The 19,240-nt window shown below is 39.3% G+C and carries 17 protein-coding genes; 12 read left to right on the plus strand and 5 right to left on the minus strand.

Annotated elements, in window-relative coordinates; genetic code table 11:
- Together K8S13_RS06380 and ilvD are read right to left on the minus strand one after the other, a co-directional pair.
- Positions 1-371, minus strand: a 371-nt coding sequence (locus tag K8S13_RS06380) for a thiamine pyrophosphate-binding protein (protein ID WP_291461326.1), incomplete at its 3' end; no start/stop codon positions are given.
- Positions 368-2,059: a dihydroxy-acid dehydratase gene (gene ilvD / locus K8S13_RS06385; RefSeq protein WP_291461328.1), complete on the minus strand. Its 1,692-nt coding sequence runs from the start codon at positions 2,057-2,059 to the stop codon at positions 368-370. The genes ilvD and K8S13_RS06380, both read right to left, overlap by 4 nt.
- A gap of 648 nt (positions 2,060-2,707) precedes the next feature.
- Between ilvD and K8S13_RS06390 the strand changes: the two genes are divergently transcribed.
- From K8S13_RS06390 to K8S13_RS06400, 3 genes are read left to right on the plus strand one after another with little or no spacing between them, the layout of a single operon-like run.
- Positions 2,708-5,032, plus strand: coding sequence for a response regulator (locus K8S13_RS06390; protein ID WP_291461330.1), 2,325 nt, complete (start codon positions 2,708-2,710; stop codon positions 5,030-5,032).
- Positions 5,029-6,177 carry a response regulator gene (locus K8S13_RS06395; protein WP_291461333.1) on the plus strand — a complete coding sequence of 383 codons (1,149 nt, stop codon included), beginning with the start codon at positions 5,029-5,031 and terminating at the stop codon, positions 6,175-6,177. Before K8S13_RS06390 ends, K8S13_RS06395 begins: the two co-directional genes overlap by 4 nt.
- A gap of 36 nt (positions 6,178-6,213) precedes the next feature.
- Positions 6,214-8,808, plus strand: a complete 2,595-nt coding sequence (locus K8S13_RS06400) for a PAS domain S-box protein (RefSeq protein WP_291461335.1) — start codon at positions 6,214-6,216, stop codon at positions 8,806-8,808.
- On the opposite strand, the gene larB is transcribed toward K8S13_RS06400, so the two are convergent.
- A complete protein-coding gene (gene larB, locus K8S13_RS06405; protein WP_291461336.1) occupies positions 8,786-9,544 on the minus strand; it encodes a nickel pincer cofactor biosynthesis protein LarB in 759 nt (252 codons plus the stop codon). The two genes, K8S13_RS06400 and larB, sit on opposite strands and share 23 nt — an antisense overlap.
- Positions 9,545-9,558: 14 nt before the next feature.
- Complete coding sequence (locus tag K8S13_RS06410) at positions 9,559-10,710, minus strand: ParM/StbA family protein (protein ID WP_291461338.1); 1,152 nt, start codon at positions 10,708-10,710, stop codon at positions 9,559-9,561.
- A gap of 181 nt (positions 10,711-10,891) precedes the next feature.
- Here K8S13_RS06410 and cmoA point away from each other — a divergent pair, with 181 nt between their 5' ends.
- Together cmoA and cmoB are read left to right on the plus strand one after the other, a co-directional pair.
- Positions 10,892-11,620 (plus strand): carboxy-S-adenosyl-L-methionine synthase CmoA, encoded by a 729-nt coding sequence (gene cmoA, locus K8S13_RS06415; protein WP_291461340.1) that lies wholly within the window; start codon positions 10,892-10,894, stop codon positions 11,618-11,620.
- Entirely contained in the window at positions 11,621-12,592 is a 972-nt protein-coding gene (cmoB, locus tag K8S13_RS06420) for a tRNA 5-methoxyuridine(34)/uridine 5-oxyacetic acid(34) synthase CmoB (RefSeq protein WP_291461342.1), read from the plus strand.
- Positions 12,593-12,607: 15 nt separating this feature from the next.
- Here the strand turns inward: cmoB and K8S13_RS06425 are convergent, their stop codons facing one another.
- Positions 12,608-12,760 (minus strand): hypothetical protein, encoded by a 153-nt coding sequence (locus tag K8S13_RS06425; protein ID WP_291461344.1) that lies wholly within the window; start codon positions 12,758-12,760, stop codon positions 12,608-12,610.
- 223 nt (positions 12,761-12,983) lie between these two features.
- Here K8S13_RS06425 and K8S13_RS06430 point away from each other — a divergent pair, with 223 nt between their 5' ends.
- The 7 genes from K8S13_RS06430 (at position 12,984) to K8S13_RS06460 (ending at position 19,235) form a co-directional block, all read left to right on the plus strand.
- Entirely contained in the window at positions 12,984-13,328 is a 345-nt protein-coding gene (locus K8S13_RS06430; RefSeq protein ID WP_291461345.1) for a hypothetical protein, read from the plus strand.
- Between the two features lie 13 nt (positions 13,329-13,341).
- Positions 13,342-14,607, plus strand: a complete 1,266-nt coding sequence (locus K8S13_RS06435; RefSeq protein WP_291461346.1) for a type II toxin-antitoxin system HipA family toxin — start codon at positions 13,342-13,344, stop codon at positions 14,605-14,607.
- A 220-nt stretch (positions 14,608-14,827) separates the two neighbouring features.
- Positions 14,828-15,292 carry a CRISPR-associated endonuclease Cas1 gene (locus K8S13_RS06440; protein WP_291461348.1) on the plus strand — a complete coding sequence of 155 codons (465 nt, stop codon included), beginning with the start codon at positions 14,828-14,830 and terminating at the stop codon, positions 15,290-15,292.
- 96 nt (positions 15,293-15,388) lie between these two features.
- Complete coding sequence (locus tag K8S13_RS06445; RefSeq protein WP_291461350.1) at positions 15,389-15,697, plus strand: helix-turn-helix transcriptional regulator; 309 nt, start codon at positions 15,389-15,391, stop codon at positions 15,695-15,697.
- An 8-nt stretch (positions 15,698-15,705) separates the two neighbouring features.
- Positions 15,706-16,962 (plus strand): type II toxin-antitoxin system HipA family toxin, encoded by a 1,257-nt coding sequence (locus tag K8S13_RS06450; protein ID WP_291461351.1) that lies wholly within the window; start codon positions 15,706-15,708, stop codon positions 16,960-16,962.
- Between the two features lie 110 nt (positions 16,963-17,072).
- Positions 17,073-17,915 (plus strand): hypothetical protein, encoded by an 843-nt coding sequence (locus K8S13_RS06455; RefSeq protein WP_291461352.1) that lies wholly within the window; start codon positions 17,073-17,075, stop codon positions 17,913-17,915.
- A 6-nt stretch (positions 17,916-17,921) separates the two neighbouring features.
- Positions 17,922-19,235, plus strand: coding sequence for a BREX system ATP-binding domain-containing protein (locus K8S13_RS06460; RefSeq protein ID WP_291461353.1), 1,314 nt, complete (start codon positions 17,922-17,924; stop codon positions 19,233-19,235).
- Positions 19,236-19,240: the final 5 nt, after the last annotated feature.

The following is a 19,240-nucleotide window of genomic DNA, read 5'->3' on the forward strand; positions in this document are numbered from 1 at the left end:
CAGGGCCTTGTGATGCCCACAATATCCACTTCCTGGAATGCATCATTCCCGATCAGCCCTGTGGGAACCTGACCTGTAAACACAACAAGGGGAATGGAGTCTGAGTGTGCAGATGCTATTCCCGTTACCGTGTTGGTGGCTCCCGGGCCTGAAGTTACCAGGGCAACACCAACGGATTTGTTGGCCCTTGCATAGGCATCGGCTGCATGGACTGCTCCCTGCTCGTGCCTGACCAGGATATGTTTAAGCTCATTTTGTTTTGCCAGTGCATCATAAATATCAATGACAGCACCGCCCGGATATCCGAATATTGTGTCAATACCTTCTGCCTTAATCATTTTGATAAGAATCTGGGCACCTGTAAGATTCATTTTCTATCTCCTAATAGTGTATCTTTAAATATGGCACCGTTGCCGGCGGAACTCACCATCCCGGCATATCGGGCCATATATCCTGTTTTAATTTTAGGTTCCGGTTTTTTCCATTTGGAAAACCGGGTCTTAATGTCATCTTTGGGAACCAAAAGCTCAATGGTTTTACCCGGAATATCTATTTTGATCTGATCATTTTCTTCAATAATCGCAATAAGCCCACCTTCTGTCGCTTCCGGGGAGATGTGGCCGATGGAAGCCCCTTTGGTTCCGCCTGAAAATCGGCCATCAGTTATGAGAGCTACAGTTTCATCAAGTCCCATGCCTGCTATGGCAGATGTGGGGGTCAGCATCTCACGCATACCCGGACCGCCTGCAGGTCCTTCATATCGGATGACAATGACATCTCCTTTGTTGATTTTATTATCAAGAATTGCCTTAGTGGCATCTTCTTCACAATTATATACCCTGGCAGGGCCCTGATGCAGAAGCATCTGGGCAAGAACAGCGGATTGTTTGACAACACAGCCTTCAACGGCCAGGTTGCCAAAGAGTATCGCCAACCCTCCTTGTTTGTGATAGGGATTCCCAACAGATCGTATCACCTGCTGATCTTTTTTAATTATAGTCTTAAGATTTTGTTCAACAGTGTTTCCTGTAGCAGTCAAACAATTGCTAATGAGCATGTCATGGTCAAAAAGTTCTTTCATGACAGCCGGAATACCACCGGCAAAATTTAAGTCTTCAATACGATCTTCACCCCCGGGGCTTAAAGAACATAAGTGAGGGGTTTTTTTGCTGACTTCATTAATAAGGTTCAGATCAATATCCACATGGGCTTCATTGGAGAGCGCCTTTAAGTGAAGCACTGTATTGGTTGAACATCCCAGGGCCATATCAACCACCAAGGCATTCATAAAGGCATCTTTGGTCAGAATTTTATCAGGTGTGATTTCTTTCTTCAGCAATTCCATGATTTGTATTCCGGTCTGCTTGGCCAGTCGGATTCTTTGGGACATAGGTTCGGGAATAGTTCCGTTTCCAGGAAGAGCCATTCCAATAGCTTCTGTCAGGCAATTCATTGAATTTGCCGTAAACATCCCTGCACATGATCCACATGTAGGGCAGGCTGCATTCTCAATATCGATAAGCTGTTGCTTTGTCATCCTGCCGGACTGGACTGCACCCACGGCCTCAAACACTGTAACAAGATCTATCTTTTTATCTTTATTTTCAGGATGAATGCCTGCGAGCATGGGGCCGCCGCTGATAAATATAGCCGGAATATTCAACCTTGCTGCGGCCATGAGCATGCCCGGGATAATTTTATCACAATTGGGAACCATGACAATGGCATCAAAAGGGTGGGCCATGGCTGTGACTTCTATGGAGTCTGCAATGAGTTCACGGGAGGCCAGCGAGTAGTGCATGCCTTTATGGTTCATGGCAATACCGTCACAGATACCAATGGTTGAAAATTCCATGGGGGTTCCGCCTGCCATGCTGATACCGGATTTAACAGCTTTGACAATATTGTCCAGATGCATGTGACCGGGAATTAATTCATTGGCAGAGTTGGCAATACCGATAAAGGGCTGGCCAATTTCCCTGTCTGTATAGCCCATGGCCTTCATCAGGCTTCTATGGGGTGCTCTTGCAATACCCTTTGTTGCAATATGGCTTCTCATGTTTTGTATGTCTCCAAACAAAAAAAGCCGTTATCTGCCCTTCGAGGGCTGATAACGGCTTTTAAAGTTTATTTAAGGTTTATGCCACTACGAGCCCTTTCGCCTGGAGGTGTTAATAATCACCTCCACGATAATAAGGGATAGTAGTATGTTAATAATAGTTGTATTCATAATTTTTACTCTACTTAAATAAGATTTATTATATATAAATTTTATGAAAGTCAAGAAAAAAATTTTTATTTTCCATTAAAATTTTATTCTACAGAATAAATTTGACAACCTGTGGAAGATTTCTATATAACTTTGATATGTCAAATATCTCCAATATAGTTGTAATTGTGATCAATTTTAACAGCACAATAAAAATTAACTAAGTCAACAATGAATGATTCCGGGAATGATTCCAATAACCTAAAAGCATTTTCTTTGCTTTTTTCAAGCTTAATCGCCCTCCAGTCGATCTTATTTATAAAAATTGGAGCCGTGTTCCTGCTTGCTTTAAGTTGTTTTATTTTTTTAATAAATATAATGAACGCATATTCCATAAAAGAAGATAGTAACAGCTTTCCCGGTCATATACTGAACATTTCTTTTCTATTTTATCTTGCATGCCTTTGCTATAAAACCGGGGGTTTTTTCAGCATCTCCATGATTTTATTATTTTTTGTACCTTTATTTACAACGGTCTTCTCAAATAAAAAGATTAGATTGTTTTATCTTGGGCTTGCTTTTTTGATTTTCTTTTCTTTTTATTTTGAACAAAGGTTAAATTTAGGGTTTTTTGTTGCACAGAGAATAATTAATATCAGTCTTTACAGGTTTTATAACCTTTTAGCCATTTTAACTTGTTTTTGCGGGATCATCGCAGTTTATGCAAAAAAGAATGATCAAACAAGAATATTACTTGCACAATCTAAGGCTGAGTGCCGGCAGATTTCTGAAAGTGCTGATCAGGCAATGAAAATCAAAGATGAATTTCTGGCAAATATGAGTCATGAAATCAGAAATCCAATGAATGGTATTATTGGTATGATGCATGTTTTACTTGATTCTGATCTGAATAAAGAACAAAAGGAATATTCCAAGATAGTTTATAGCAGTGCTAAAGCATTATTAACAATTGTTAATGATGTCCTTGACTTATCAAAAATTCAAGCCGGTAAGCTTAAGTTGGATATCAGGGATTTTGATCTTGATATTGCCATAAAAGATATGGTGTCTCTGCCCCAACTTCAGGCCAGGCAAAAGGGGATTGATTTTTCATATTCCATTGATCCGGATGTTCCATGCCTCTTACAGGGTGATATCGGCCGAATTCGACAGGTCATTAATAATCTTACCGGAAATGCCATCAAGTTTACAGATTCGGGAGAGGTGATATTAAATGTCACTTTAAAATCCGAAGATGAAAATTGTGCAACCCTTTATTTCAGTGTGGAAGATACCGGAATCGGCATTAAAGAAGATCAGTTAGAGGCACTTTTTGAATCCTTTACCCAGGCGGATTTGTCCATCACTAAAAAATATGGGGGAACCGGCCTGGGATTGTCCATATCAAAGCTGCTGGTTGAAAAAATGGAAGGGAAAATAGGGGCTCAGAGTATTGATATGATCGGGTCCACATTCTGGTTCACCCTGACGTTGAAAAAACAATCACAAAGAGACAAAATTTTTGACTTTTCCACCCAGGATATTTATGACTGCAAGGTTCTTGTTTTAAGCGACGGATCATCCCTTGGAACAAATTTTGAGAACAATCTGAATGATTTGGAAATAGACTATGATCAGGCATTTGATGAAACAGAAGCCATGGAAATGCTTAAATGGGCCATAGATGAAAACGATCCTTTTCATCTGGTAATCATGGAAGCCAAAGAATATGATATGACGGCTGAAAACCTGGGCAAGAAAATCAAACAGGATGATCTTTTTGCACATACAAAATTGATGCTGCTGACATCCATAGGAAAAGAGGGGGATGCCAGGCGGTTTGAGAAAATAGGGTTTTCATCTTTTTTAAGTAAACCCGTGGAAGAATCACTTCTTAACGATTGTATCAAAGCAGTATTGTCCCGGCCACATATGGAAGATGGTAAAAAAATACCTATTATTACCCGGTACAGCATTATTGAAAGTAAAAAACAGAACAGGCAGATCCTGATCGTTGAAGATATGGAAACCAATCGTTTAACGGCAAAAGCGCTGATCGGCAAGCTGGGATATAAAACAGACGAGGCAAAAAATGGGGTTGAAGCCGTTCAAAAGCATAAAGATAATCAATATGATCTGATTTTGATGGATTGCCAGATGCCCGTGATGGATGGGCTTGAAGCAACCCGCCAGATAAGACTAAATGAGAAAGCATTCAAAATAGCGCATGTTCCGATTATTGCCATGACCGGGAATGCATTTGAAAGTGATCAGAAAAAATGTTTTAAAGCCGGAATGGATGATTTTATTTCAAAACCGGTTGAGCCTGATATTTTAGCACAAAAGATTCGTTCAAATTTGACGGATAATTTGTGTCATGCAAAAGAAGACTATCCTGAGAAATCTGAGAATGAGCCAAAGCAAGCTGATGTTATCGCTGAACTATCACAAGTAAATTTGCCCGATGAAAATTTATCTGGTGAAGATTCAGAAATGGATATCTGTTTTAATAAGGATAAATTATTTGAAAGATTTGGAGGAGATGAGGAGATCATCGAAGTCGTATTAGATTCTTTTCTTGAAGAAGCACCGGAGTTGATAAAGAGGATCAGGCATGCAATTGATGAAAACGATGTCGAAGGTGTAAAATTAAGTTCACATGCGCTGAAAGGATCTGCTGCAAATGTCAATGCAGATTTATTGAGAAATGCTGTTTTAGATTTGGAAACCCAAGCAAAGATACAAAATTCTGATTCATTTGCCTCAAAGTTTGAGATTATTCAAAATGAATATAAAAAGTTTATCAGGGAAGCAAAGTTATGATCAATATTGAGAACCTGTCGATCCTTGTTGTTGATGATATGAAAAGCATGCGTTTAACCATCCGAAAGATGCTTAAAAATTTAAAGATTGGAAAGAATTTACGGTTTGCCGAAGATGGAAAACAAGGTCTGGAAGTGTTACATAACACCCAATGCGATCTTGCAATCATTGATTGGAATATGCCTGTTATGACCGGAATTGAAATGCTTGAAAAAATTCGAGATGATAAAGCGTTTAGAGATTTGCCGGTCATTATGGTAACAGCGGAAGCAGAGCGGGATATTGTTTCCGAAGTTGCTGAAAGTGAAATTGATGGTTACCTTCTCAAACCCTTAACTCTTGCAGCCCTGGATGGGAAAATTAAGGCAGTAATCGACAAGGCCAATCATCCCGATGTTGTAGCAAAACATCGGCTAAAAGCAAGAGATCTTGAGGAAATGGGAGATTATGAAACAGCCATTGAGCAAATAAGAATTGCATTGGTTCATAAGCCGTCTGCTTCAAGGCTTCTTCGCCAGTTAGGACTATTGCATTTTAAAATTAAGAAAAATACTATTGCAGAAAAGTGTCTGCTAAAGGCAGTGTCGGTGAACAAACAGGATACGATTACAAGAGTATACCTTGCTGATTATTATTTGCGTATGAACAGGCTTGAAGAGGCGGGAAAATATTTTCTTGAAATTCTATCTTTGAGTAACCGGTATAATGATAAAGCGTTTGATCTGGGTAAAAAATTGTTGAAAAATAATTTCAGGCGTCTGTCTCTTGATATTTTTTCAAGAGTCATTGCCCGGTCAAAGAAACAGAATGCCGCAAGGGAAAAAGTGATAGATATTTGTCTTGCCAATAATGAGTTTGAATATCCCAAGGCACTGCTTGACCAGAGTATCAAAGAGAATCCTTCAAATTATGATATGATTTATAAGACAGGACTAATATACCAGGAGGTGGGGGACTGGGAAAAGGCCCTGAAGTATTTTATTGATGTTGATCGTCATGTCAGAAGCCATGTTGAAGCAAAATTTCAAATTGCAAAAATATACTTCATGAATCGAAAGGTCCTTCAGGCAGATGATTACCTAAATCAAATCCTCAGGATAGATCCCAGAAACGAAGAGGCCCTTGCACTTCGAAGAGAAATTTAATTTTTTTATTTCCTGGTTTAATATTCCGGAGGGGAAATGACCAAAAAAATTGGGACAAAAGATCCAAATAAGAAGATTGCATATCTTGAAAACCGGATTAAACAGCTTGAATATGCAGAAAGAATAAACAACACCCTTTTTGAGATTTCAAATGCAGTCAACACCACACCAAATATAGATGATTTATTTTTGTCCATCCATCAATCTCTTAATCGCTTAATTCACGTCCCCAATATATATATTGCAATTTATAATAAGGAAAAAGGCTCATTATATTTTCCATACCGAGTAGATGAAATCGATTTTGATTCTTATGGGGTAATCAAGATATTTAAGAAAAAATCTCTGACCGCGGAGGTTATTAAAAGTAAGGAACCGCTTTTGCTTGATGCGGTCCAGTTAAAAAAGAGAGAGAAACAAGGCCGAATCATCGGGGCAATACCTAAAATATGGCTTGGTGTGCCATTGATTACCGATGAAACAATTATTGGCGTTTTAGCTATCCAAAACTATACTGATCCTGATGCATACACAAAGAAAGATCTGGATATCCTCATATCCGTTTCCAACCAGATTGCAGTTGCCATAGAACGCAAGCGTATTAATGAAGCACTCAAGGAAAACGAAGAACGGTACAGAACGCTTTGTGAAAAATCTCAAGATATCATCATGCGGTTTGATAAATCCTGCCGGCATCTTTATGTCAATCCCGCAATCGGGCAGTTGGGGTTTACACCGGAACAAATGATAGGCAAAACCCATAAAGAATTAAATTTCCCAAAAGATCTGGTGAAAAAATGGGAAGTTTCAATTCTTAAAGTGTTTGAAACAGGGCAGGTGAACCGAATCGAATTTAAACTGCCGGACAGGCTATGGATAGACTGGCTGCTATGCCCTGAATTTACTGCTGCCAATGAAGTAAACTCTGTTATTACCTTTGCAAGAGATATCACTGAAAGAAAGCAGATAGAATCCCATAGTGCCTGCTATGATAAAATTAACAAAATAATTATCAGTGCGGCAGATATTGAGCAGATGTTGAATCGTATTCTTGATACAATGATTGATATTTTTAATTGTGACAGGGCCTGGATTCTTTTTCCGTGTAATCCAGATGCAGAATACTATTCAGTACCATTTATGAGATGCAGGGCAAAATGGTTTTTAAGTGCCGGATATAAAGTAGAAATTACACCTGAAACCAGTGAAATATTAAAAGAAGTTATTCAATCTGATGATCCCATTGTCTATGATTCAGTTACAAAAGCAAAAATCAGAACATATGTACATGACGTCTATTCCGTTAAATCTCAGATAGTTATGGCACTCTTTCCCAAAACAGGTGATGCTTGGGAATTCGGGCTCCACCAATGTTCCCATACAAGAGTATGGACCAGAGACGAGAGTCAGTTGATTAAAGGAATTTCTCAAAGGATTGCTGACGGGTTAAGCAGCATGCTGCTTTTTAAGGAGCTGAGACAGGCGAAAAAATATATTGATAATGTGATCAATTCCATGCCTTCAATCCTGATGGGAGTTGATTCGGAAGGGAGGATCACACAATGGAACCATCAGGCACAACTGGATACCCAAATAAAGGGAAAAGAGGCTTTAGGACAATATTTTTATTATTTTTTCCCCCATCTGAGCCAATTTGTTGACAAGATAAAAATAGCAATTAATGAGCAGAAAGTGATTGAAGAAATCAAGATACCCCGTTTGATCAAGGATAAGACCCGGTATGAGAATATCACGATTTTTCCATTAAAAGGCACCCAAATCCAAGGTGCAGTTATCAGAATGGATGATGTTACCGAGCAGATTCAAATAGAAGAGATGATTATTCAGTCGGAAAAAATGCTTTCTGTGGGTGGGCTTGCAGCTGGAATGGCTCATGAAATTAACAATCCCCTCTCAGGTATGATGCAGAATGCTCAAGTGGTAATAAATCGCCTCTCCAATAAAATACCCGGTAATGAGAAGGCTGCAAAAGAGGTCGGGATATCAATGGAAGCCATTAAAGCATACATGGATAAAAGAAAAATCTTAAACCAGCTTGAGAATATCAATGAAGCAGGGAAAAGGGTAGCCAAAATCATTCAAAATATGCTCTCCTTTGCAAAAAAAGCAAAAGGTTCCAAGACTTATGAAAATCTGCCTCTATTGTTGAATAGAACAATTGAACTTGCACAAAATGATTATGAATTGAAAAAAAGGTTTGATTTTAAACAAATTAAAATTATTGAAAATGAGGGTAAGGAATTTCCCCTGGTGTTTTGTGAACCCAGCAAGATTCAACAGGTTTTTTTAAATATCATAAAAAATGGCGCGGAAGTCATGGTTGAATCAAAAGAAAACATGTCAGAATCGCCTGAATTTTTTATCCGGTTTTCCATTGCAGATAAAATGGCGATTATAGAGATCAGGAACAATGGCCCCGGGATGACGGAAGATGTCAGGAAAAGGGTGTTTGAACCTTTTTATACGACAAAGTCACCCAATAGAGGCACTGGATTGGGACTCTCTGTTGCATTCTTTATCATAGTTGAAGATCATAAAGGAGAGTTGAGTGTTGAATCAGCACCGGGACAAGGAACCAATTTTATTATTAAGCTGCCGATACATGATTAATAGATGAGGCCATAAAGCCAGCCCCAAATCCATTGTCAATATTTACTACGGCAATATTGGAACTGCACGAATTGAGCATTCCTAAAAGAGCAGTCATTCCTTTGAAACTCGACCCATATCCAATGCTTGTAGGGACCGCAATAACAGGCGCTTTTACCATTCCGGCGACAACACTGGGCAATGCACCTTCCATCCCGGCCACAACAATGAGGACTGTTGCCTTTATAATTTGTTCCTGGTAAGCAAAAAGCCGGTGAATACCGGCTACTCCAACGTCAAAGATTGAGTCAACTTCGTTTCCCATAGCTTTGGCTGTTAAAAAAGCTTCCTTTGCCACAGGAATATCTGATGTCCCGGCAGAGATCACAAGAATCTTCCCTATGCCTGTGATTTTTGGCTCATTTTTTTTAAGCCATAAGAGTTTTGCATCCTTAAAATAATCGGCTCCTTGAAATTTTGAAGTTATTTTTTGCGCTTTTTTTTTTTCAAGGCGGGTCACAAGAATAATATCTTCATTGATGATCATTCTCTCCATGATACCGATGATTTGATCACTTGTTTTCCCCTGTCCAAAAATTACTTCGGGGAACCCCTTCCTTAAAGACCTGTGATGATCTATTTGAGCGAAATCAATATTTTCAAAAGAGATATGCTTAAGTTGCCTTTGAGCATTCTCAACAGATAAGAACCCATTGGCCACCTGAGAAAGAACTTTGGTTAAATTATCCTGGTTCATAGCCGATACCTGCTTTAGCTCTGACGGCGCAGCCAGGAAAGCCCTTTAGACGATTTTTCAGTTTTTGCTTCATCATCGTCAGGGGTGTTTGTCATGTCTTTTTTCTCATCCGCAGAAGGTTCTTTGCTTTCTTTCTTGTTGTCAGATAGATATCTGGAATATCCCCATTTATATCGGCCAAATTTACAATATCCCTGGACATTATTAAATCGCGCATCAATATTTTTTCCAATGGGGACCACATTACCGTCAATATTGGGACTCAGATACTCTGACAGCTCGACACTTCCTCCACCGGAAAGGATGATGGAATCAATATCCCAGTCATTTTCCCACAGCCGGTTGAGATCAGATGCAATGGCTGATGAAGCATGGTTGTAGACCCGTTTTTTTAGATTTGAAATATTATATTCCTTACCCTTGATCTTGATTATTCCCGAGTCAATAAATTTGAACATTCTGTAAAGTTCAATAGTAATATTGCTTTCCTGCCTTAATTTATTGGCAATCACAGAAAAGCATTTCGAAATACCAGTGTCCATTGTGGAGGACCCTCTTTCAATATATTGAAGATGATCAAAAATACTAAAATCCGTGGTTCTAAAACCAATATCAACAACACCCAGCTTTTGCGTTGCAAGCCCCTTGTCTTTTATTTTTCCATGGTCGTCAAAAATAAGATTGAAAATCGAACCAATGGGTTGCGGGATAATATGAATTTTATCAATGTGGATTTTTTTTGTAACATCTTGACCGTCTTTATTATGAAAGGTTATTTCGTGAACCCCTTTGATCATCTCTTTGAATTTTTTGGTGTCTCTTCTTAGATAGCCGACAGGTAACCCTGATACAACATTAATAGGTGCAGAGGTATCAGTACAAATACCTGCGGCTGTAATGGCAAGAATTTTGACAAAATCTTCAAGAAGTTTCTCCTGGTCCAGGGTAAACTCCCGAATGTTTGATTGGAGTTCTGCATAACTGCCAAGAAAATAAGATTTGTCTTCCAGGGTAATATGCAGATTTGATGTCGAAGAATCATCACCCAGAATAGAGCGAAACTGAATATCCGTGGCATCGCCAATGAGTGATTTGAATATCACGGAATTTTTACCATTATATGCTTTTGTAAAACCAAACCCGACATCAATTCCAACGATTTCCATCTTATTCTCCTCTTGCAAGTTTTAGGCTCTATTATCGGATCAATGAAGACTTAACTTCAATGTTAAATAGCATTATGAAACAATCCTAGTCAAGGGATAATGAAATGGATGCAGGCATTCTTGCACTTCTTCACTAAATAATATAAAACGGACAAAATAATTTTTTTTACGGAAAGAAAAAATGGAGAAAGACCAAGTATTTGCAGACAAAAAATTCAGAATTAAACCCTTTGAATTCAATGAAGAGGTGACCAATGTTTTTGATGATATGTTGAATCGATCGGTACCTTTTTATATGGAAAGCATTAAACGACAATCCCAGCTTACCGCTGAATATTACCAGGAGGGCAGTCGTATTTACGATCTGGGTTGCTCCCATGGAAATGTGGGGATGCTGATTCTGAATCAATTAAAACATAGGAAGTTCTCCATGGTCGCCGTGGACAGCTCCAAACCAATGATTGAAAAGTATTTAAAACGGCTTGGAAAACATGATAGTACACCACAGATTGAATTGGTCTGCGGTTTTTTAGAAGATATTCAAATCAAAAAAGCATCAGTGGTTTTAATCAATCTGACACTGCAATTCCTGGATAAAGAAAAACGGGATGATCTTATAAAAAAAATTTATCAGGGAATGAATCCAAACGGCATCCTTCTCTTAACAGAAAAAACGGTTCACACATCAAAGGTATTGGATGATCTTCAAACAAAATTTTATAAAACATTTAAACTTGAAAATGGTTATTCCCAGCTTGAAATCAGTCAAAAAAGGGATGCCCTGGAAAAAGTTCTTATCCCGGATACCATTGAAACCCATAAAAACAGAATTTTGAACACCGGGTTTACAACATTTGATGTCTGGCTGAAATGGTTTAATTTTGCCTCAATGATAGCGATAAAAAAATAAATGGAAAAAATTCTTCAACAATGTCACCATCTGAAAATAGACCATTATTATAATGAGTTTGAAGTACTTATAAAAGGAAAAAGAGCTTTTCTGGATCATGCCCGGGGTAATTTTTTAAAATTTAAAAAAATCCTTGAAAGTATCCCTGAATTTCTTCCTTCTTTCATAGAGCTTGAAGGCCGTGCCGTTACTATCGGTGATAAATCGGATTTAACACAAAAAGAATATCTTTTGTTGAGGGATAAGCTCGAACAGCTTTGTCCCTGGCGAAAAGGACCTTTTAACCTTTTCGGGATTGAAATTGATTCAGAGTGGCAATCCTGGATAAAATGGGAAAGACTTGAGAATCATATTGGCAATCTTAAAGGCCGGCGAATTCTTGATATCGGTTCCAGCAACGGATATTACATGTTTAAAATGGCCGCCTGTAATCCATTAATGGTGCTGGGCGTGGAGCCCCAAAGTTCATTTTATTTTCAATATCTTACCCTGCAAAAGTTTTTAAACCAGGATAATGTTTTCTGTCTTCCCATTCCCCATGACCAACTGCCAAAAATGAATCAGTATTTTGATACAGTGTTTTGTATGGGGGTTCTGTATCATCGAAAGTCACCGGTCCAAATGCTGAAAAATATTTGTGATTCCATGAGATCCGGGGGTGAACTGATCCTTGAAAATCTCGTTATTAACTTAAAACAAAACATCTGTCTTTTTCCGAAGAACCGGTATGCAAAAATGCGAAATGTTTTTTTTATCCCGGATCTTCTGGCAATGGAATCCTGGCTTTTAAGAGCAGGCTTTACCAATATCAGATGTGTGGATGTCACAAAAACATCTTTTCAAGAGCAGAGAAAAACCCAGTGGATTCACACGGAAACATTGAAAGATTTTCTTGATCCCAATGATCCTGATAAGACTGTCGAAGGCTATCCCGCACCTGTCCGGGCTATTTTTATTGCAAGGGCAACTTGAGATATAAAATCGTTATCATCGGTAGGTAAAACTTTTATAGCTCAGATGCCGCTTCCACTCATCCTTGAATTCAGGAGTAGTGCCTTCTCCCAGCGCCTTGCGGGCTTTTTTCGAAAATTTTTCAGATTTTTCAATATACCCGGGTCCGCAAAATGCAAAATTCTGCATGACCGTCCCATAAATTCGTCCCAGGGGAAGATCCAGTGAGATATCCTTAAATTGAATTGTTTTTCTGGCACTTATCCAAGAAACCTTAATTTTATTTCAATGTCAACCTTAAACTTTTTTTGAAAAATTCAGGATTATTTTTTGAATTTTTTGTTTGACAATTTAATTTTGTGAAATTATAATTACATATATCACGAATTAGAGAAGCTATAAAGGCACAAAAATGAGTAAGCGAAGCAAAGGTATAGCCGCACTCCCAGAATCAATAAAACACGCACTTATCCTGGTAGGCAAAAATATTCAGGTTGCCAGAAAGCGTCGTAGAATCCCTTTGAGAGAAATGAGTGAGCGAACACTGATAAGTGTTCCCAGCTTAAGAAAAATAGAGGCAGGAAGTCCATCTGTCAGCCTGGGAATTTTTTTACAGGTTCTCTGGACTCTTCAACTTCATATGGAATTTGAATTGCTTGCTGACCCGGCAAAAGATGTTGTTGGTATCCAAAAAGAAGAAAAGCGGTTGCCTAAAAGAGTACATTCAGCAAAACCGGATGTCGACCTGAATTTTTAGAGAGGATTTTGGTATGCAAAGAGCTTATGTATATCTTCATATTAATAATGAATTTATCCCTGCCGGCGTTATGGAAACCAATGAAGAAAAACGTTCCGGATATTCTACATTTCAATATGGCAAAAAATATCTTGACCGGGCCGATGCAACGGCGATTGACCCCATTACTCTGCCCCTTTCTGAGATACTCTATAATACACCGGATTACCTGGTTTTATTTGGCGCTATCCGTGATGCAGCCCCTGATTCATGGGGAAGGTATCTGTTAGATAAAGAGGCAGGAAAAACATTGTCAGAATTTGATTATCTTGTTGCCGGCGGTCTTGACCGAATAGGAGCTTTAGGATTTGGACCTGATCCTGTTCATGGCCCAACCCGTATGGGTACATCTTCAAAAATTCAATCAAACTTAAATCTGGACGAACTTGTTATAGCTGCACAATTTTATATCAACAATGATGAAAAAATTAGTGACTACTTTTTGCCTTTTGTAGAACAGGGTTCTTCTTTTGGCGGCGCCAGGCCAAAAGCCCTTGTAAACTATAAAGATAAATCCTGGGTTGCAAAATTCATCGCAAAAGATGATCGCAGGGCAGAAACAAGAATTGAGTATGCCAATATGCTTTTGGCAAAAAAATGTGGCATATCAATTCCAAACCTGGAGCATGTAACAGTGACTTCAGGTCATGATGTCTTACTTATTGAACGATTTGACCGGGAAAATAATAATGGAAAAATAAACAGGAAGCATTTTGTATCAGGCCTTACGATGTTGAATGAGCATGAAAGCTATGTGGTCCAAATTGATCCGGAAAAACACAGCTATGGATCACTGGCTGATATAATCCGTCGATACGGGTCCCCGGGTTCAATAAAGGAAGACATGAAAGAACTATTCCGGCGAATGATTTTTAATATTATATGCTCAAACAGCGATGACCATCTTAAAAACCATGGGTTTTTATATGATTTTCAGACAAGCGGCTGGAGGTTGTCACCCTGCTATGACATCGTGCCAGACGTTAAACCATATAATTTACTGGGCCTTGGGGTAGGGCCTGAGGGCAGGCAGGCAACAATGGAGAATGCTCAGGAGGGGGCACAACAATTTGGTTTGGGGGCAGATGAAGCCAAAACCATTATAGAAAATATGTGTAATATTTCTAAGAATTGGAAAAAACACTTCGCAGGGTGCAAGGTACCGGATCAGGATATTCAAAAATTAGAAAAAAATTTTTTGAAAAATTCAAAAAAAAGTCCGTTCACCAAGATAATGTGAAATATTAAAACGATTTTTTTACATAATTGTTTATGATGGATATAGGAATGATACTCAGGGAGATAAAAAATAATGATTTTCGGAAAATACACTTTCCAGCTCAAGCTTAAAGATGATGCCATTCTCCCCTTATATAAAGGTTCAACCAGCTATCCTGGTTTGACTGGCAGCGGTATTCAGTTTTTTAGGGATTGGGTCGGAAGGTGACGGGTATACCAGTTTGAAATACAGATTTAAGGATATACCACTCAGCAGCCAGACCTCATATGTTCAAAGGGCTGAAATACAGGCCATTGGTCCCGAAAAAGTGTGCGGGCTTGACCCTTATCTGGGCGCGTTGCACGAAATCAGTTATGGCCGACCTTCCCTTGGCTGTGATCTGGTGGAAGAATACAGGAGCCTGATCGGTGACCGGTTTGTACTGAGCCTGTTGAATCGAAAGATGATTAAGCCGGATGATTTTTTTTACCGGCATCCAAAACAAAAGGTCTTTGCCGATGAAAAGGAAATGTCCAAAAAAAGGCCTGTGGAAATGAAACCCCATCTTTACAAGACATTCCTGGCATCTTATGAGGAGATGATGCGGGGTACCTCCTCTTACCGGGGAATGATTCGTGATCAGGTCCGGGCTTTTGCTGAGTATATCCAGGAACCGGAAAAAGGGTATCACCCGGTAAACATGTAAAAATATCAGATGGTGAGTTTTATTGACATTGCAATCTTTAAAGCATATGATAATGGGCATAAAGTAATTTAATCAATATTATTACGGGCACTAACTATGAAGAGAAAACTGCCTATCACAATAAGCAGCGGATTAAAAAAACTGGGGTCGGATCTCAAGAAAGCGCGTCTCAGGCGGCGTTTAAAGATGAGTGTAGTTGCTGATCGAGCAGGAATAAGCCGGGAAACATTAGCAAAAATACAAAAAGGTAATTCCGGAGTAGGCATAGGAAATTACGCCGCAGTCATTTTTGCGATTGGATTAGGTATGGAGTGGACGAATCTGGCTGATATAGAAAAGGATACAATGGGCCGGATGCTTGATGAAGAACGGATTCCTCTTCGAGCCAGAGATAGTAAATCATAAGGAAGTTTATGCCTGAAAAGATATTTGTACATATTGACCTTGCGGGTAAACCTCATTTTGTCGGACGCTTATGGTTGCATGCGCGTCGTGGACAAGAGAGTGCATCTTTTGAATACTCAAGTGGGTGGAAGTCCTCTCCTGTTTGCTTTTCTCTTGAACCTGCTTTGATTGTTGATGAGGGAAAGTTTCATATAGGGAAATCTCTTTTTGGATCTATCAGTGACTCTGCTCCTGACAGGTGGGGCAGGAGTTTAATGAACCGTATGGAAACCCGAAAAGCCAAAATAGAAAACCGGAGAGCTCGCAGGTTAAAGGAATCAGATTATCTGCTTATGGTTGATGACCGGACAAGGCAAGGTGCTTTACGTTTTTCAACAAGCAAAGACGGTCCTTTTTTGGCCTCCTATACTGATAATCATATTCCTCCTTTAATACAACTGGGGAAATTATTGAATGCTTCAAATCGAATAGTTGTTCATAAAGAAATAGACCAGGATCTTCGAGACATTGTTGAACCCGGTTCATCTTTAGGTGGAGCAAGACCAAAAGTTGTGGTTACTGATACTAAAACAAATTTGTTGATTGCCAAGTTTCCAAGCCCGAAAGACGAATGGGATGTAGGGTTATGGGAATTTTTATCCTTACGAATGGCCAAAAAAGCGGGTATCCCTGTTCCGGATTTTCGGATAGAAAAAGTTTTAGGAAAAAATGTTTTGCTTCTTGGTCGGTTTGATCGCAAAGGGGAACAAATCAGGGTACCATTTTTATCGGCCATGAGTATGCTTGGCGCTTCAGACGGGGATACAAAAAGTTATATTGAGATAGGTGAAGTTCTTAAAGAGTATGGGGCAAGTACCAGTGAAGATTTAATAGATTTGTGGCGTCGTATCGTCTTTAACATCATGATATCAAATGTAGATGATCATTTGAGGAACCACGGGTTTCTTTATGAAGGAATTTCAGGCTGGCGATTGTCTCCGATATATGATCTGGAACCTACGCCAGATCATATCAAAGCAAGAATTTTACGCACTAATATTGATTTATATAATGGCACTGCTTCATTAGACCTTGCATATGAAGTAGTTGAATATTTTGGATTAAATATTGTAGAGGCCAGAAAAATTGCAAAGGAAGTGGCCAACGCTGTAAAGAATTGGGACAAAGAAGCCTCTCGATTTGGCGCGAGTAAACAAGAGATTGATTTTATGAGATCTGCGTTCGACCATGATGATTTGAGGCAGGGGCTTGGCAAAAGGATGTAAAAGCTCTTTTTTGAACTGAAAATCAAAATATTGACAAAAAATTATATTTCTGCAAGATATTATGCTGCTTATATTGATAGAGTATAAAATGGAAAAAGAAAGGGTGATAAATGACAGAAAATACAAGTTTCCTTGAAGATCTTCAAGATGATTTAAAACAGATAGTCCAGCCGTATCAACGGGATCTTAATCAGAAAATAAAAAAAGCGGAGTTTATAAAACAATGTATCAGGTACGCTGGCAGGGACGATTTTCTCAAGCTGGATGAATTGCTTAAAAGCAAAATTGCAGAAGATATCAAAGCAGATGAAGTTCTTGAGAGCTGTAATCCGATTTTTGAATCCTTAGGCAAATATGCAAATGAAAAGGTGAAGCAATACAGGATTGAGCTTGTAAAAGATTTGACCCAACTTTGCCGGGATGCTGAAATTGAAATCCGGATAGATTTCCCCAAATTTGCTGTTCTTAAGGGTATTAATGGTGAAATTAATTTTAGCAATCGTTACACTACAATTAATAAAAAAGTACTCAAATCCATTGATCCCAGGCGTATTTTAACAGCAATTTTAAAACTTAAACGGCAGCTTTATGATCGGCCCTATGATCCTCAAATATTTATTGATTCCCTGTGTCAGGTTTACCTGGAATTGATTGAAAATAAAAATTCAGGGTTTGGCACTTCAATTCCCATTCAAGACTTTTATCTTGAGTATGTCCTGTCTTTGCAGGCAAAACCTTTTTTCCAGAACATGGACAAGACCAAATTTAAAGGTTACAGCCTGGATCAGTTTTCCGTTGATATATGGCGTTATTTTCAGGCCGGCATCGGCGGGACATCCCAGGGGTATGAGCTTGAACTTTCCTCCGGTCGCGGCAAAACTCTGTGGCTCATTGACAGCCAGGGAGAATCAAGGCGGATCACATCAATCGCCTTTCATAAACAACAGGAATAATACACAATGATATCAAAAGAAGACGTCAATCAATTAGAACCCTTTCAGGCACGCTCTATTATTGAACAGCTGCGCAAGGGCAGTGTCCCCATTGAGTATGTTCCCTTTTTTACCGTGGGACGGAAAAACTGGCTTACCTATATTGAGGAAGATCTGGAACATTACATCGGCCAGGGGGGGTCCAAGGTTCGTTTTATCAGTGGTGATTATGGTGACGGCAAAACGCATTTCATGTCAGTGATCAGACACCTGGCTATGGAAAAGGGATTTGCTGTCTCTTTTGTGGTCCTCACACGGGAAGTTCCCATACATAAATTTGAAACCGTTTACCAGACCATTGTACGGCAGCTTCAAGGTGATTTTCAAGGGATCGGTATCAGAAACCTGCTGGAGGCATGGCTTGAAAAACTTGGACTGACACCCATTCAGGCTCAAAAGAATAAAACCCAAAAGGATGAAGCCCAGAAGAAAAGGATTGCTCTTACTGATGAGTTCAGAAATATCCCGGGCATGGATATCAACTTTGCCAATGCCCTGATCGCACTTGTAAACAATCATTTTACCCCTTTCCCCCCGGACGAGGAGGAAAAACGTGATGCGGATCGTGAGGTTCTTCTTCACTGGTTTGAAGGTGGCAAGGTTACCAAACGGGAACTCAAACCGTTTCAAATCTATGAGTTCCTTAACAAAGCCAACAGCAAGCAGTTTATGAACTCTTTGATTCTGTTTTTACGCCACATGGGCCAACAGGGTTTAATCCTGCTCTTAGATGAGATGGAAACCGTGATGGCCCAAAGCGCTTCCATTCGAAATGCCGCCTATGAAAATGTCCGTCTTCTCATTGATAACAGTGAATCATCTCAATATCTTCACATTTTTTTTTCCATTATTCCTGATGTATTGATAATGGAAAAGGGATTTAAATCCTATGACGCTTTGTGGAGTCGTATACGATCCATTGGTGAATCCGGAAAACTCAATTATAGGGGTGTCCTGGTGGATATTCATCAAACCCCCCTTAAAACAAAAGAGCTGGTTGAGCTTGGCAGGTGTTTGAGAACCATCCACGGCATCTCCTATCGCTGGGAACCAATGGATTTGGTCACCGATGAACTGATAGAAGAGATATGCACAAATCAGAAGCAAATGGGTGTGATCAGCGAAGTCCGTCTTTTTATTAAACAATTAATCAATATCCTTGATATGGCTGAGCAGGGAGAGTCTCCTGAAGATATGGATATGGGCAAGCAGATTGTGGAAACCATACGCGAAATGGAGACTGAAAAAATGGAACAATTGCAGCCTTCATGGGATAGTTGACCCAA

Source organism: Desulfobacula sp. (genome assembly GCF_021107415.1).